The sequence below is a fragment of the Pseudoalteromonas sp. C2R02 genome (genome assembly GCF_018860845.1).
Taxonomy (GTDB): domain Bacteria; phylum Pseudomonadota; class Gammaproteobacteria; order Enterobacterales; family Alteromonadaceae; genus Pseudoalteromonas.
On record NZ_JAHKQC010000043.1, the window covers coordinates 60,855 to 77,771 of the forward strand.

The window sequence follows — 16,917 nt, forward strand, 5'->3', positions numbered from 1 at the left end:
ATGTGTTATTTATAGCATTTTTAACTAAAGCTGCCCGGAATTGGACCATGCTCTAAATTAATATGTGGATTTTGCCCACGTTGTCGTAATAAGTGATCCATCAAAGTAATTGCGAGCATCGCTTCTACAATTGGGATTGCACGTATACCAACACAAGGATCATGACGACCTTTAGTGATCATATCTACTGACTCATTATCTGTATTTAAGCTTTGGCCTGGTATAGTAATACTTGAAGTCGGCTTTAATGCGATTGATGCGATAATATCTTGCCCAGTCGAAATGCCAGCAAGTACGCCGCCGGCATGATTTGATTTAAAACCTTCAGGGGTTAACTCATCTCTATGCTCTGAACCTTTTTGTTCTACAACATCAAAACCATCACCCATCTCAACGCCTTTTACCGCGTTAATGCTCATTAATGAATGAGCAATTTCAGCATCTAAACGGTCAAAAACAGGCTCACCTAATCCAACAGGTACATTAGAGGCAACTACTTTTACTTTAGCACCAATTGAATCACCTTGCTTTTTAAGCGCTCGCATATATTCATCTAGTGCTTCAAGTTTAGTTTCATCAGGAAAGAAAAACGGATTTGTTTCAACTAAATCCCAATCAAATTGCTCTGCTTTTATTGGTCCTAACTGACTTAAACATGCTTTTATTTCAATGCCATGGCACTGTTTTAAATATTTTTTAGCAATACCACCTGCAGCAACACGGATCGCTGTTTCTCTGGCTGATGAACGACCACCGCCACGATAATCTCGAATACCGTATTTATGCCAATAAGTATAATCACCATGGCCAGGACGAAATACGTCTTTAATTTTGCCATAGTCTTGCGATCGTTGATCGCCATTTTTAATTAATAAACCAATACTTGTACCAGTGGTTTTACCTTCAAAAACACCTGACAAAATTTGAACTTTATCTTCTTCGCGTCGTTGTGTGGTATAACGACTTTGTCCTGGTTTTCTTCGGTCTAAATCAACTTGTAAATCTTCTTCAGTGATTTCTAATCCTGCTGGACAACCATCTACAACACCACCTAAAGCAATACCATGGCTTTCACCAAACGTACTTACTTTAAATAGTTGTCCAATACTATTACCTGCCATTGATTTTCCTCATTCCCATAAAAATTATCAATATTCGATTAAATGTGACTGTTAATCACACGCCTTTTAAATATGTGCAACCAATTCTTCTTTGGTTAATACAAATACACCTATACCACCATTTTCAAATTCTAACCACGTAAATGGCATATTTGGATAGATAGCTTCCATGTGTACCATAGAATTACCTACTTCGACAAATAATAATCCATTATCAGTCAAGTGTTCAGCAGCTTCAGCTAAAATAGTGCGCGTAACATCTAAGCCATCATCGCCTGATGCTAACCCTAATTCTGGCTCATGATGGAATTCATCAGGCAAATCAGCCATATCTTCGGCATCAACATAAGGTGGGTTTGCAATGATTAAGTCATATTTTTGACCTGGTACACCACTAAATACATCTGACTGTATTGGGAAAACGCGATCTGACTCCATATGCTCATGAATATTAAAATCAGCCACTTCTAGCGCTTCATAAGAAATATCAACCGCGTCAACTTGCGCACTCGGAAATGCTTTAGCCAGTGCAATTGCGATACAACCTGAGCCTGTACACATATCTAAGATACGATTTGTTGGCTTACCATCTTCTAACCAAGTAGAAAAACGATTATTAATAAGCTCTGCAAATGGTGATCTTGGTACTAATACACGCTCATCCACATAAAATGGTAGGCTTGCAAACCATGCTTGATTTGTTAAATAAGGCACGGGTGTTCGATGATTAATTCTGGCTTCTATCAGTGCTGCTAATTGTTGTTTTTCACTGGTGATCAATTTTGAGCTTATAACATCTCGAGGCATATCTATAGGTAAGTGAAGCGAAGGTAAAATTAAACTAACAGCCTCATCCCATGCATTATCAGTACCGTGACCAAAAAACAATCCTGCTTGAGAAAACTGACTTGCACTGAAACGCAACCAGTCATTTATCGTTTCAAGTTCATTAATTGCTTCATTGAGTATTTCAGGCGTTATTTGTGCTTCATTCATTGTATTTCAACTGACCGATATTATATTCCCCCATTATACCCAAGCAAGGATAAGATGCGAGTTTCAGTTGGAATTAACTCCCAGTGAAAAGCGCAATTTGAGCTGCTTTGCTATATATCCGAATATAAATAATATTGTCTTGATATTATTTTTGAGATTTTAGCTATTTTTAATTAAACTTGTGCCATGAAAAAAGAATTGCAACAAATCAAAAAAAGCATAGTGAAAGATATGCAACAAAAAGCGGATGCAGAAGCCAAAAAGCGCGCCGAATCATCTGAGCCTAACGCCCTGCCAGAGGATGATGCAGATTTATTTAAAGATATGTTTGGTGGCACAAAAAAATTACAACAAGATAAAGTTGTTTTTAAGCGAAATACCCTACAAAAAAAACATGAAATTGAAGAAGAAGCAAAGAAAAAACGCTTAGCTGAGTTTTATTTTTCCGATGAATACGTGCCTAACTTAGAAAATAATGGCACTATTAGCTATGTTCAGCCAGGTCAAGATACGTATTTAGCAAAACAGTTAAGGCGAGGTGATTTTTACCCAGAACTCGTACTTGATTTACATGGTTTAAATAAAGAACAAGCCAAAGAAGAGCTCATCGCTTTAATCGCTGAATGTAAAAAACAACATTATCGCTGTGCTTGTATTGTTCACGGTATTGGTGAATATATATTAAAGCAAAAGGTGCCGCATTACTTAGTACAACATCCTGATATACTGGCGATGCATCAAGCACCGTTAGAATTTGGCGGTAAAGGTGCTTTATTAGTTGTGATAAACCAACCTACAAATCCTAAGTTTTAAGTTTTAAGTAATGAGATGAAGCGATTAATCTATTACGCTTTATCTCATTTAAAGTCTATTTGGTGACTTTAAACCCACTAATTCACCTTGGCCTTTATCCTCATCATATTCAATACAAGCAATCGCTGCCGTATCAAATATAGGCATTTTACCAGGACAAAGTTCGCCAACTAAGTAACTAACCAAAGGCATATGGGCAACCACTAACCAATTTTGATTATCTGGATTCAATGCAATTAAAGCCTGTAAAAAGTCACAAGTATGAGCAGGGCTTGCTTCAGGAATGAAATCTGTGGATGTTTGCTCGAATTTTATATTGTTTTGCCCTTGCTTCATCAATTGATATGTTTGTTGCGCTCTGACATAGGGACTAACTAAAACGGCATCAACAGAAGCTGTTCTTTCAAGCCACTTACTCATGGCTTCGACTTCACTGATACCAGAGTTTGTTAAGGTTCGGCTCGCATCATCGGCACACATAGGCGATGCTTGACCATGTCGCATAATAAAGATCTTTTTCATTTAGGATACATTCGCTACTAATAAAAATTAAAGTGAAAAGAATAGCCAGGCTTGGTTAATTTCAGCTATATTACTAATACACCTAGTAAAAAACTTGTGCTTTTAATGTTCAGGCAAAAAGAATAACCACCTGAAGCTGTCAGCAAAAAGCTCCTAAATACCCGACATTTACATTAAGGGTATGTAAATTCTGATTTGGAGCCATCTTTTGAAACAAACCATAAAAATTAGTAATAATGATAGCAGAACTTATCACAGTCTTACACTAAACAATGGTCTTAAAGTTTTACTTACCCAAGATCTAGATAGCGATAAATCCGCCGCGGCACTGACTGTGAACGCAGGACATTTTGACGACCCTGAAGAAAGGCAAGGATTAGCACATTTTTTAGAACATATGCTATTTTTGGGCACCGATTTATATCCAGAACCAGGCGCATTTTCTAAATATACCAGTCAACATGGTGGTAGTTGTAATGCTTGGACTGGCACCGAACACTCTAGCTATTTTTTTGATATAGATTGCCAATACTTTAGCGATGCCCTCAAACAGTTTAGCCGGTTTTTTATCAACCCATTATTAAGCACAACCGCTACAAATAAAGAAAGAAACGCAATAGATGCAGAGTTTAAGTTAAAACTTAAAGATGACAGCAGAAGGATTTATCAAGCTCATAAAGAAACCGTTAATTTAAAGCACCCTTTCTCTAAATTTTCTGTAGGCAGTTCAAATACATTAGCCGATAAAGATCAATGTATCAGCGAAGAAATCAAAGCTTTTTTCAATGAACATTACATCGCAAAAAGAATGACATTAGTTTTATGCTCTGGACATCCCATTGATACGCAAATAGCCCTAGTTGAAGAGTTATTCGATAAATTAAATAATATAAATATAAAAAAAGTGCCTATATCAGAGCCTTTATATCAAACTGAGCATTTACAAAAGTTAATTTATATTGAGCCACATAAACATATGCAAAAACTTATCGTCAGTTTTGCTATGCCGAATATTGATACCTTTTATAAACATAAAACGGTCAGTTTTATGGCGCATATTTTAGGTTATGAAGGCAAAGGCTCATTATACGATATTTTAAAAGAAAAAGGCTGGCTCAACAGTTTAACAGCCGGCGGTGGTATAAATGGCAGTAACTTCAAAGACTTCAATTTGAGCATTTCATTAACCGATGAAGGAATTGATCATTATCAGGATATCGTAGAGACAATATTTGCTTTTTTACCCTTATTAAAACACCAGTTAGATACCTTGATACCTTTATATAATGATAAAAAATCACTTTTACAAATTGCTTTTGAAAACCAAGAAAAATCTAAAGTCATCGATTTTGTTCATGGTCTAAGTATTAATATGCATCACTATCCAACTGAGGATTATGTGCAAGGTGACTACTTAATGGACGGTTTCAATGAATACCAATGGCTAAAAGTACTTAACTGGCTTAAACCAAATAATATGCGCATTGTATTAATTCATCCTGATGTGAAAACAAATAAAAAAGCAGCTTGGTACCAGACACCATATAAATGCGAATCAATTGATAAACAATGGATTGAAACTCTTAAAGGCATCAATACGCCTGTTGATGAAATGCAATTACCGAAACCAAATCCTTATTTAACCAATCAAATCCATTTACTGCCTTTAGAAGCTAAAAGCCAAGCTCCTGAAAAATTAATATGTCAGCCAGGTATAGAGTTTTGGTATCAGCAAGAGCAAGAGTTTAGGCTTATAAAAGGTCACTTTTATATGGCGTTAGACTCATATTTTGCAGTACAAAGTGTAACAAATATGGCGTTAACAAGATTATTTAGTGATTTATTTATGGATCATGTTGCTCAAGACTTTTATCCAGCAGAATTAGCAGGTTTAAGTTATCAGTTATCTATTCACCAAGGCGGTTTAACTTTACATACATCCGGTATTTCAACCAATCAGTTAAGCCTAGTTGAAGGACTACTATCTAAGTTATTTAATAGTGATTTTAAGCAACAGCGCTTTGAAGAATATCAAAAGCAACTTTGCCGACATTGGAACGCAGGTAATCATAATAAACCTGTGAGTCAATTATTCAGTTTTTTAAGTGCTAAATTATTACCTTGGAATCCAACACCTGAATCTTTAGCCGATGCATTAAAGCAAGTCACTTTTGAAGAGTTTACAGCTTTCACTAAACACCTATTTAAAGAAATTCATGTTCAAGCTTTATTACATGGTAATTGGCAAAAGCAAGATGCCTTTAAGTTTAACTCTGTCATTGAAAAACACCTCAATAAACAAAAGCCGATAGATGATTTAAATCGCCCTACTACTATTTTAGATAAACCTATACTCAAAACTTTTGCTTTAGCCCATGAAGACCATGCTATGGTCATTTATTACCAAGCGCTTTCAAATAGTGTTGATGAAAAAGTAAAAATGATGTGTTTGAATCACTTAATATCACAAGATTTCTTCCAAGAACTCAGAACACAAAAACAGCTGGGGTATCTTGTTGGAACAGGTTATGCGCCTCTCAATAGCAGAGCGGGAATAGCTTTTTACATTCAATCTCCAGAGGTTGATGCTAACGAATTAATTAAACATACTCATAGTTTTACAAACCAATACGTAGAAACGATTCGAAGCATGTCTGATGATAACTGGATTAAAAGCAAGCAAGGTTTATTAACGCAAGTACAAGAAAAAGATAAAAATTTAAGACTCAGATCTTTACGTTATTGGTTGTGCTTAGAGAATCAAGATTTTAAATTTACAATGCAAAACAGATTGGTTAAATCATTAAAATCTCTTTCAAAAGAAGATATGTACCAATACGCATTAGAGACCTTTAGTAAAGATAGAGCGCGAATAGAGTACAGTTCAAAAAGCTAAAAATGCTAGAAGCCTTTGACACTAGGCTTTCATTACATTAGTGTGAGAGGTCAAAATAAAAATAACGAGGTAAAAGTTGCATCTTATGCAAACTATAAATAAATATACCTTAAAATTTAGTGTTTTTTTTGTGCTATTTTATTCTTCAGCGGCTTTTTGTTTAGAAGTAAGTGTTGTTGAATCAATTGCGGCTATCCCTATTATTTTCATGGCTATATCCCTCCCTATTGCGTTATTTGGCATATACAAACTAAGACGTTCAAAAAAAGAATTAAAACACTCTGAAGAGCGCCTAAAAAGTAGCTTAGTTGGTAGTGGTGATACTTTGTGGGATTGGAATATTTCGACCGGTGAAATGAACCGAATGAATGACGGTCAGTTTATAGAGCAAGATGAAAACGTAACAACACCACCTAATAGAAAACATATTCATCCAAAAGATTTACCTAAAGTTGATTTATTACTTAAACAACACTTTTCAGGACACACCTCTTTTTTTGAAGCCAGCTACCGAACTAAAGATAATTTAGGAAACTGGCGCTGGGTATTAGATAGAGGCAAAGTAATTGAACATACAGCTAATTTAAAACCAAAAAGAATGACTGGTACGGTTAAAGATATTAGTCGTATTAAATCAACTGAAGAGCATTTAAATTTATTTGCTAAATGTATTGAAAATTTATCAGACCCTATCGCTATTTATGATAAATCATTTAATTTTGTAGAAGTAAATCCAAGTTATTTAAAAGCTTTTGGCGGCCAAAAAGCACAATATATTGGCAAACGTTTCGCTTTACATGGCTATAAAGATACTTATATAGAAAAGCTCAAAAAAGTATTAGCTGAAAAAGGCCATTGGCAACAAGAGCTAAAATTACCAAACCAAAAGAATAAGCTTATTCCAATTGATATGTCTATTGATGTCGTTAAAAATAAAACAGGTAAAATTTCTCATTTTATTGTTTTATATAGTGATATTAGTGAACGAAAACAAGCTGAATCAGAACTACAAAAACTATCGAACAGAGATAGATTAACAGGTTTACCGAATCGAACCGCATTTTTTAGTAATCTCAAAAAGTTAGTAGATCTACGTACACATCATGCGTTACTGGTATTTGATTTAGACAATTTCAAAAAAATAAATGATTCTTTAGGTCATCAACTTGGTGATATGTTGTTATGCCGCTTAGCAAATAGACTCAGTAAAATAACCAGACAACAAGATAGTATTTATAGATTAGGTGGCGATGAATTTGGTTTAGTCATGACCAATACAAATGATATTCATACTATTACCCGTACTGCTAAAGAGTTTTTAGCCGAAATAATTAAACCATTTCATATGTCTGGCCATGAGCTTGTAATTACATCAAGCACCGGTGTTGTTTTATTTCCTGAAGATGGTAATAGCCCTGAAATATTATTAAAAAATGCAGATACCGCTATGTATCATGCTAAAGAGCAAGGTAATCGCTATTTATTTTTCAATGATACAATGAACAAACAAGCAGTGAAACGCCTGCAAATTGAAAACTTAATGCGCTACGGTTTAAAAGAAGATCAATTTTGTGTGTTTTATCAGCCAAAAATGAACCTGAAAACGGGTGAGTTAATGGGAATGGAAGCTTTAGTGCGCTTTATCACGCCTAAAAAAGGCCTTATTAGCCCAGTTCAATTTATTCCAATCGCTGAAGAAACGGGTCAAATCATTGAAATTGGTGAAGTCGTTTTAGAAAAAGCCTGCAGAGATGTTAAGCAGTGGCTTGATAAAGGACTCTTTAATGGCAGAGTAGCAGTTAACTTATCTGCTAAGCAGTTCTCATTACCTGATTTAACCCAGCGTATTGACCGTATTTTACAAAAACACAATTTACCTTCATATTTCTTAGAGTTAGAGATCACCGAAGGTACGGTAATGGACGATCCAAAAGATGCTATCAACATAATGAAGTCACTCAGTGCCCGAGGTATACATTTAGCGATGGATGACTTTGGTACTGGCTATTCATCTTTGGCACTCTTAAAAGAGTTCCCGCTTAATACATTAAAAATTGATAAAGCTTTTATAGATGATATCGGCTCAAAACGAGGGCGAAATATGGTTGATTCTATTGTTACAATTGCCCATAACTTAGATTTAGATGTTGTAGCAGAAGGTGTAGAGTATTCAGATCAAATAGATATTCTTAATGAACTGAATTGTGAGATATTACAAGGTTATCATTATTCAAAACCTTTATCTGCAGAACAATTTGAAGCTTTTTTATTAAAACAGAATGGCAACCCCCAATCTCGATTGAGTTTAGTTAGCTCATAATTAAAGTACAAGCGCTCATAGATAAAACATTTAACAATGTGATTATTCTAATGGGCTTTTTTGTAGTAAAATCCTCTTATAGCAATTCTATTAAGTTAGTGATCTAATATAAATTAGGATAAATATTCAAGAGCATAGGTTTTTTGTTCCAAACTAAACCTAAGTACCTATATCCATGTAGGCAAGACGCTTGATTGAGCAATAGCTGGCTATTGGGATTGAAAGCACAGGTTTATAGTTCCAGACTAAATCTTAGTACCTGCATCCATGTAGGCAACGCAGCTATTGTATATTTAGACCATTTAGATTGCTCACATATTTATTGGAATTGGCATTATATTCTACCGTCTCATTAAAAGGCTCAAAATGAACCCTATAATTCAAATTTTAAATGAATCAAATATAAGTAAAGAAAAAACGCAAGAGCTTTTCCAAGCCTTAACAGAAAACCCTATGATGGCAATGGCTTTGATCCAAACTATGGGCATAGCGCCAGAGAAGCTTCAGCAAATTATGGGTTTAGTGATGACAAATCCAAACCTTATTAAAGAAGCAGTTGAAGAGCTAGGTCTTGATTTTTCTAAAGTTGAAGCCGCAAAAGAAAAGTTAAAAGAAGGTTTAAATAAATAACCTCAGCTTAATATATATTTACTAGCAAATATAAAGTTAGTATTTAAGCTTTAAAAACTAAAAAAGGCGACCTAAGTCGCCTTTTTGCTATCTGAAATTTAAACTAATTATTCAGACTTGTCAGTTTCAGGTAAAGCGACAGCAACAGCTAATTCAACTAATGAATCAGGGTTTGCTTTACTTGGTGCATTTGTTAATAAACAAGATGCTTGTGTTGTTTTAGGGAAAGCAATCACGTCACGGATATTATCAGTACCGCATAACAACATTGCTAAACGGTCTAAACCAAATGCTAAACCAGCATGAGGTGGCGTACCGTATTTTAATGCATCAAGTAAGAAACCAAATTTGTCTTCTTGCTCTTGTGCTTCAATACCTAAAATACGGAAAGCTACAGCTTGCATATCAGTGTTATGGATACGAACCGAACCACCACCAACTTCATAACCATTTAATACCATATCGTATGCATCTGAGATTGCAGAAGCAGGATTTGCTTCTAATTCTTCAGCTGTCATATCTTTAGGTGCCGTAAATGGATGGTGAACTGCGTGAAGTGTACCTTCATCATCTTCTTCAAACATTGGGAAATCAACAACCCAAAGTGGTGCCCATTTATTTAAATCTGTTAATTCAAGGTCTAAACCAATCTTAAGACGTAACGCGCCCATAGCTTCGTTTACAACATTTGTTTTATCAGCACCAAATAGGATGATATCGCCAGTTTGTGCATTTGTGCGCTCAAGTAATGCGTTGATCACATCTTCATTTAAGAACTTTGCAACTGGAGATTGAATGCCTTCAACACCTGCATCACGATCTTTAATTTTCATCCATGCTAAACCTTTAGCACCGTAGATACCGATGAATTTAGTGTATTCATCTAATTGCTTACGAGATAACTGTGCACCACCTGGTACGCTTAAAACTGCAACACGGCCTTTTTCATCATTAGCAGGACCTGAGAATACTTTAAACTCAACATCTTTCATTAAATCAGCTACGTCGATTAGCTCTAATGGATTACGTAAATCAGGCTTATCAGAACCGTAACGAGTCATCGCCTCGTAATAAGGCATTACCGGGAAAGCACCTAAATCAACATTAAGTAATGACTGCCACATTTCAGTGATCAGTTTTTCTGTCATAGCACGAACTTGATCTGAGCTCATGAATGACGTTTCGATATCTATTTGCGTAAATTCAGGCTGACGATCAGCACGTAAATCTTCATCACGGAAACATTTTACAATTTGATAATAACGATCAAAACCAGACATCATTAACATTTGTTTAAATAACTGAGGTGACTGAGGTAAAGCGTAAAAAGAACCTTTGTGAACACGACTTGGAACTAAGTAATCACGGGCACCTTCAGGTGTTGCTTTAGTTAGTACAGGTGTTTCAATATCTAAGAATTCATTACTGTCTAAGAAATTACGAACAAAGCTGCTAGCTTTTGCACGTAATTTAATACGATCGCTCATTTCGATACGACGTAAATCTAAATATCTGTATTTTAGACGCATTTCTTCAGAGTTTTTCTGATTAAAATCTAATGGTAATGGCTCAGAACGGTTAATGATCTCCAGGCTTTTACCTAAAATCTCAACTTCACCCGTTGCCATATCTTTGTTGATTTGACTTTCAGGACGAGCACGTACAATACCCGTTAACTTCACACAAAATTCATTACGTAAATTCGTTGCATTATCCATTAAACCAGCAACATCAGGATCAAAAACTACTTGTACAATACCTTCTCTGTCTCTTAAGTCTACAAAGATTAAGCCGCCTAAATCACGACGTTTATTGATCCAGCCACATAGTTCAACAGTTTGATCTACATGAGTATTGTTTAATTGTCCGCAGTATATCGAGCGCATAGTTTTCCTATCAGTCAAATGACCTGATGAGTTGTTATAAATAATTGCTGCTGATTATACCCAAATAACACATAAATGCGAGCATCTACGCAAGAGTTAAAGGGGAGTATTTATTAGGTTTAAGTCATTTTATTTAATCAAGTATTTTAAATTTAAAAAAGTGATTTCGGATCCATCCTATAAAAAACTGAATTAAAGTTTCAATCAATATAATTCATAATTTAACAAAATCAGATATAATTCCTTTTTTGAGGAATTAGCATGTCTGCAAACAAGTACTTTTTACATTATCCAGAAAATATTCAGAACCAAGTAATGCAACTTATTAACAATAATAAAGTTAAAACCTATTTATTGAATAAATACCCCACCCCCCACAATATCAATTCTGATAAAGCGCTTTATCAATATGCGAATGATTTAAAACAACAATACTTACGTAATACGCCTCAAATCAGCAAAGCCTTATATGAGAAGCAAAAAGACTTAATTCAAAATGCACTTGGCACTCATACATTTGTCAGCAGAAATCACGGCGGCAAGCTAAAAAGTAAACATGAAATAAGGATCGCACAAAGCCTAAAATCTGCACCTGATGAAATGCTAAAAATGCTGGTAGTACATGAACTGGCTCATTTTAAAGAAAAAGATCATAACAAAGCTTTTTATAAATTATGCGAGCATATGCAACCACAATACCATCAAGTTGAGCTCGATATGCGTTTATTCTTAGTTTTAATTGATCAGGGAGAGTGCCTTTTTTAGTTTTTGATGATGTTTTTTTAAACATGTTTGCTTTATTTAAAACTTAATATTAATCTGAACACTTAACTAATAGATTAATTTTTTATAGGTCCAGATATGAGCCAAGCATTAATCATTGCCGAAACAATTAATAATAATATAAGGCATATTCAGTTTAACCGTCCTAAATACAAAAATGCACTTACTGAGCAAATGTATCAAGATTTAACGCAGTTTTTACTTGATGCTGAACAAGACAGTAATATCCACGTCATTATGATCACAGGTGATGAAAATGATTTTTGTGCCGGTAACGACTTAAACGATTTTATAAATAACCCCCCTACCAATACTCAAGCAAGCGCGTTTATATTTTTACTTACTTTAAATCGACTTTCAAAACCGTTAATCGCTGGCGTATCAGGTTCTGCTATCGGTATTGGCACAACCATGCTACTACATTGTGATTACGTTATTGCAGCCAAAGAATCAGTATTTAAAATGCCATTTGTCAGTTTAGGTTGTACGCCTGAAGGTGGCTCAAGTTTAATCTTGCCCATGTTAATTGGCCAAAGAAAAAGTGCACAACTATTGATGCTTGGCGAAAACTTTAATGAAAACCAAGCGCAAGATTTCGATATAATCAATCAAGTATGTAATACAGGAGAATGTTTACAAAGCACGCTTGATATAGCTAAAAAAATGGCACGTCAGCCACCAGCATCAATACAAGCCGCGAAACAAATTATGAAGGCAAATATTGTAAATCAAATCGAACAAACAATTTTAGGTGAGGGGGAGTTATTTATTCAAAGGTTGCAATCTCCCGAAGCAAAAGAAGCCATAACCGCTTGTATCGAAAAACGACAACCTAATTTTAATTGAGCTATGCCAGTGGTTGAGACTCTAATGTTTTAACCACTTCCTCTTGGGCTAACATTAAACGTATCTGGCTATTCGCATCACTTCTTACTTCTGATTTATGCCAACGTTTCCAGCACTCTATGTTTTGCCAATCTGTTATAATTGTGCGCTTATTTTTATTATTTATATCTACATAAGAAGTACCAGAAATAAATCCTTTAGCACCCATCACAGCTGTCAGTGTATTTTTCAATTGCGCATCATAAGTTGATTCCATATCATCTGCGATAATGCGTTCAATAATTACTTTGATCATAATATTTCTCCAAACAATAGCTTTGTATACCTATATTATACCAATTGTATTAAGTAAGTACCCACTCAGAGCTTTTGGGGGTTTTCAATTCTAGGCATGTTATCGCAGTAATGGCTATTCCCTTAAAAGATAACATAACAACGAAGTGTAAATCCCCAGAGGCTCCTGTAAGCCGGGTTTGAAAACGATTTATACTGCGTTAAATAATTTTGAAATAGAATAACTATGACTTCAATTATTTGCCTTGTCTAAAGCGCTTTTAACTCCCGCTGAATGGAAAATTAATTAGTACAATTGGTATTGTTTAACTTATTTAATAAAATATAGCCAGAGTATTTTAAGTTAATGTAAGTAAATAATACTTATTGATTAGTATAATAAATATATATTTGAATATGGCGTTAGGCAGAACTAGATAATTTTAGATGAATAGAGTTAATATTAATAAGAATTAATGGTTCACTTACTACAAAAAGTAAGTAATAAGTGAACTTTATTTAAGTTAAGCTTTAAAGTCCTAATTCAGCCATGAAGTCGTCATCAATATCATCGACAGCAGGTGCTTCATCTTTTACTTTAGCAGCAGCTTTATTATTTTTAGCTTCACGCTCTATCACTTCATCAGGATCGATTGCTTCAGCGATATCAAAATCATGTAATTTAATAAATTCTGTTTTATCCATAGCAAGTTCAAGATAAAATATATTTTGATTTTTAGTTGTAAAAGTAACTCGTCTTGCTTGAGGTCTATCCATCGCAGTATCTACAGAAATTTGAACTAACTTATTGATAGCCATCATTTTAGGTTGATTTTGCGTAATGGAAGTATGCAATTGCTCTCTGACTTTACCTGTGAAATCACCTACGATCTGGTTCATTAATTCGCCCATGACATTTGAAACATCATCTGACATATGGCTACTGGCAATTTCAGACTCTGGCATACCCATATTACGCATATAGTCTTGGTAAATTTCCATTGCAGCTTGTGCAGTGAAATTTGATACTACAATGCCGTTAAAACCACCATCAAACAATACAAAACACCCAATATCTGGTCGTAAACATGTTCTGGTTATTTTTTGCACCATAGCAGAGTAACTTATTTTATTACCACTGGCTGTAGATAAAACCTCTGTAAATGACTGACATAAGGTTACGAGAATATCATCAGTTGTGATTGTTTTATTCTTTTTCATTTATCCTCTCTAGAACATGATTTTACTCAACTATTAGAAGTGTAACCTACTTTTAGTGAAATTGAATGCTAGGACCATAAATATTCCAAAGTGATAAATCTCACTTTAACGCTGACTAATCAAAACAAAATGCGTAAAATAGCGTTATTAATATTAAGTGAGTTGAAAAAGTGACAATTAAAGACAACATATATGCTGATAAACAAGCAGTAGAAGATTTTAGTTTTGATGCAAAAGTGGTCGAAGTATTCCCTGATATGATCCAACGCTCAGTTCCTGGCTATACAACAATAGTCAGTACTATGGGCAAACTTGCTGGTCAGTATGCACAAAACAACTCTAATATTTATGATTTAGGTTGCTCTTTAGGCGCTGTCACTTTAACTATGCGCCGCAATATCAACAAAGATAACTGCCAAATAATTGCATTAGATAACTCACAACCTATGGTTGAACGTTGTAAATTACATTTAGAGGGTTTTCGCTCTGATATCCCTGTTGAGGTTAAATTAGGTGATATCACCCAGTGTGAAATAAAAGATGCGTCGGTTGTTGTACTAAACTTCACGTTGCAATTTATACCTAAAGAGCAACGCCTTGCTTTACTTGAACAAATATACAAAGGCCTTAAGCCGGGCGGCATATTATTATTAAGTGAAAAAATCCGTGGCGAAAATGAGCAAACCAACGAATTGCTCATAGATCTACACCACGACTTTAAACGTGCAAATGGTTATTCTGAGCTTGAAATTAGCCAAAAACGCACTGCAATTGAAAATGTAATGCAGCCCGATACTTTAAGTAGCCATTTAACCCGATTACAAAACATCGGTTTCTCTCAAACACAAGTCTGGTATCAGTGTTTCAATTTTTGCTCTTTAATAGCAATTAAATAGTTTAGGATAAGTTTAAACATGAACAATAAATTTAAAGAGTTTTACGCCCAAATTGCGCAAACAGAGCTGAGTCCTTGGCTAGAAACGCTACCTACTCAGCTACGAGAGTGGCAATATGAGGCTGCACATGGTGACTTACCAAAATGGGAAAAAGTTTTAAAAAACTTACCTAAAACTAATACCAAACATATTAATATCACCGATAAAGTTGAATTTGGCACTGCAGATGAGTTATCAATTGGTCATGATAAAAAAATTACGCACTTATTAAAACGCATGATGCCTTGGCGTAAAGGGCCTTATCATATTCATGGCATTCATATTGATACTGAATGGCGAAGTGATTGGAAGTGGGACCGTTTATTACAGCATATCTCTCCTCTTGAAGGTAAAACTGTGCTTGATATTGGTTGTGGCAGTGGTTATCACTTATGGCGAATGCGTGGTGAAGGCGCTAACTTAGTTGTTGGTATCGACCCAACTGATTTATTTTTATGTCAGTTCCATGCTATCAAACACTTTAATCCAGATCCTAAAGTTCATTTGATCCCTGTAGGTGTAGAGGCATTACCTGAATTAAAAGCCTTTGATACTGTGTTTTCTATGGGTGTTTTATATCACCGCCGTTCACCAATTGACTTTTTAGCACAGCTAAAAGCCCAATTAAAACCTGGCGGCGAGTTAATATTAGAAACCTTAGTAATTGAAGGTGACGAACAAGCTGTATTAATGCCGACAGATCGTTATGCAAAAATGCGTAACGTTTGGTATATACCAAGTTGTGAAGCGTTAAAGTTATGGATGACACGTGTCGGATTTAAAGATATCAAAGTAGTAAACGAAGATACGACCTCTTTAGGTGAACAAAGAGCTACCGATTGGATGGAAACAGAGTCCTTAGAAGACTTTTTAGATCCTAACGATAGATCAAAAACAGTTGAAGGCTACCCTGCTCCACTTAGAGCGATATTTATTGCTAAAGTATAGTGAAACAGTGCAGCTACTGTAGACGGGACTTTAGTCGCGTAAATTATTTCACCCTAAATTAAGATTGGGTTCATCAAAATAACTTTGCAGCAGCTTAACAAACTTAGCAACATGAACACCATCCATTAGGGCATGATGCACTTCTATCGACAGTGGCATCATGCCACTGCTTTTATCATATTCACCATAGACCAATTTAGGAATTCCTAACTCATTTGGTAAGTGTGTTGCGTGTTTAAATGAAGTAAAATTCAGCCAAGGTAATACCGAAATATGTAAAGTATTTAATTGACCTTCATTATTATTAAAGTCATTTGAGATAAAATCAGCTCGTTTAGCCTTATCTGCAGCTAATTTTGCTTTGCTATCAAACTGATTAAAGTTGTTGTCATAATCAATATAACTAAATCTAAAAGACTCATCTTCACATAATTGCACAACACTGGCATTGACTGGTTTAACTGCCAATGCATCATCATTCTTTATACGCAAACACATAGGTTGATAATTATTAGCCGCTTTAAGTGTTAAAAATAAATAGCTGTGAAAAAAGGAAAGTCTATTATTTTTTGCAAATACAAATAAGTCTTTCACATTCAAATTTACTGTAATATTAAAATAAGGATCAGAAAAACCTTTAAAAAACTCAAAATGTTGTGCTCGTGGCCAAGTTTTTAAATCAATTTTTGTCACATTATTCATATTCATTCCAAAAACAAAATCCCCG

15 protein-coding genes are annotated in these 16,917 nt (G+C 34.9%); 8 read left to right on the top strand and 7 right to left on the bottom strand.

The window, feature by feature from the left end:
• Nucleotides 1-20: 20 nt before the first annotated feature.
• Entirely contained in the window at nucleotides 21-1,121 is a 1,101-nt protein-coding gene (aroC, locus tag KO527_RS21245; RefSeq protein ID WP_216042252.1) for a chorismate synthase, read from the bottom strand.
• A gap of 66 nt (nucleotides 1,122-1,187) precedes the next feature.
• Nucleotides 1,188-2,117, bottom strand: coding sequence for a 50S ribosomal protein L3 N(5)-glutamine methyltransferase (gene prmB / locus KO527_RS21250; RefSeq protein ID WP_216042253.1), 930 nt, complete (start codon nucleotides 2,115-2,117; stop codon nucleotides 1,188-1,190).
• Nucleotides 2,118-2,348: 231 nt separating this feature from the next.
• On the opposite strand from prmB, the gene smrB reads away from it, so the two are divergent.
• Nucleotides 2,349-2,930 carry an endonuclease SmrB gene (smrB, locus tag KO527_RS21255; protein WP_216042304.1) on the top strand — a complete coding sequence of 194 codons (582 nt, stop codon included), beginning with the start codon at nucleotides 2,349-2,351 and terminating at the stop codon, nucleotides 2,928-2,930.
• Between the two features lie 48 nt (nucleotides 2,931-2,978).
• On the opposite strand, the gene sixA is transcribed toward smrB, so the two are convergent.
• Nucleotides 2,979-3,452 carry a phosphohistidine phosphatase SixA gene (gene sixA / locus KO527_RS21260; protein WP_216042254.1) on the bottom strand — a complete coding sequence of 158 codons (474 nt, stop codon included), beginning with the start codon at nucleotides 3,450-3,452 and terminating at the stop codon, nucleotides 2,979-2,981.
• Nucleotides 3,453-3,672: 220 nt separating this feature from the next.
• On the opposite strand from sixA, the gene KO527_RS21265 reads away from it, so the two are divergent.
• The 3 genes from KO527_RS21265 (at nucleotide 3,673) to KO527_RS21275 (ending at nucleotide 9,298) form a co-directional block, all read left to right on the top strand.
• On the top strand, nucleotides 3,673-6,348 hold the full coding sequence (locus KO527_RS21265) for an insulinase family protein (RefSeq protein WP_216042305.1): 2,676 nt from the start codon (nucleotides 3,673-3,675) through the stop codon (nucleotides 6,346-6,348).
• 208 nt (nucleotides 6,349-6,556) lie between these two features.
• Entirely contained in the window at nucleotides 6,557-8,668 is a 2,112-nt protein-coding gene (locus KO527_RS21270) for an EAL domain-containing protein (protein ID WP_252733961.1), read from the top strand.
• 366 nt (nucleotides 8,669-9,034) lie between these two features.
• On the top strand, nucleotides 9,035-9,298 hold the full coding sequence (locus tag KO527_RS21275; protein ID WP_216042256.1) for a DUF2999 family protein: 264 nt from the start codon (nucleotides 9,035-9,037) through the stop codon (nucleotides 9,296-9,298).
• 107 nt (nucleotides 9,299-9,405) lie between these two features.
• Here the strand turns inward: KO527_RS21275 and aspS are convergent, their stop codons facing one another.
• Nucleotides 9,406-11,184 carry an aspartate--tRNA ligase gene (gene aspS / locus KO527_RS21280; protein ID WP_216042257.1) on the bottom strand — a complete coding sequence of 593 codons (1,779 nt, stop codon included), beginning with the start codon at nucleotides 11,182-11,184 and terminating at the stop codon, nucleotides 9,406-9,408.
• Nucleotides 11,185-11,445: 261 nt separating this feature from the next.
• On the opposite strand from aspS, the gene KO527_RS21285 reads away from it, so the two are divergent.
• Both KO527_RS21285 and KO527_RS21290 read left to right on the top strand, forming a co-directional pair.
• Nucleotides 11,446-11,949, top strand: a complete 504-nt coding sequence (locus tag KO527_RS21285) for a YgjP-like metallopeptidase domain-containing protein (RefSeq protein WP_216042258.1) — start codon at nucleotides 11,446-11,448, stop codon at nucleotides 11,947-11,949.
• A 96-nt stretch (nucleotides 11,950-12,045) separates the two neighbouring features.
• A complete protein-coding gene (locus KO527_RS21290; protein WP_216042259.1) occupies nucleotides 12,046-12,813 on the top strand; it encodes an enoyl-CoA hydratase-related protein in 768 nt (255 codons plus the stop codon).
• Nucleotide 12,814: 1 nt separating this feature from the next.
• Here the strand turns inward: KO527_RS21290 and KO527_RS21295 are convergent, their stop codons facing one another.
• Nucleotides 12,815-13,108 (bottom strand): antibiotic biosynthesis monooxygenase, encoded by a 294-nt coding sequence (locus KO527_RS21295; RefSeq protein WP_216042260.1) that lies wholly within the window; start codon nucleotides 13,106-13,108, stop codon nucleotides 12,815-12,817.
• A 509-nt stretch (nucleotides 13,109-13,617) separates the two neighbouring features.
• On the bottom strand, nucleotides 13,618-14,307 hold the full coding sequence (locus KO527_RS21300) for a DUF3334 family protein (protein ID WP_042149837.1): 690 nt from the start codon (nucleotides 14,305-14,307) through the stop codon (nucleotides 13,618-13,620).
• Between the two features lie 170 nt (nucleotides 14,308-14,477).
• Here KO527_RS21300 and cmoA point away from each other — a divergent pair, with 170 nt between their 5' ends.
• Nucleotides 14,478-15,203 carry a carboxy-S-adenosyl-L-methionine synthase CmoA gene (gene cmoA / locus KO527_RS21305; protein WP_216042261.1) on the top strand — a complete coding sequence of 242 codons (726 nt, stop codon included), beginning with the start codon at nucleotides 14,478-14,480 and terminating at the stop codon, nucleotides 15,201-15,203.
• A gap of 18 nt (nucleotides 15,204-15,221) precedes the next feature.
• On the top strand, nucleotides 15,222-16,190 hold the full coding sequence (cmoB, locus tag KO527_RS21310; RefSeq protein WP_216042262.1) for a tRNA 5-methoxyuridine(34)/uridine 5-oxyacetic acid(34) synthase CmoB: 969 nt from the start codon (nucleotides 15,222-15,224) through the stop codon (nucleotides 16,188-16,190).
• Between the two features lie 48 nt (nucleotides 16,191-16,238).
• Here the strand turns inward: cmoB and KO527_RS21315 are convergent, their stop codons facing one another.
• The gene (locus tag KO527_RS21315) at nucleotides 16,239-16,892 is read right to left on the bottom strand and encodes a CatA-like O-acetyltransferase (RefSeq protein WP_252733952.1); all 654 of its coding nucleotides are present in this window, start codon (nucleotides 16,890-16,892) and stop codon (nucleotides 16,239-16,241) included.
• Nucleotides 16,893-16,917 lie beyond the last annotated feature (25 nt).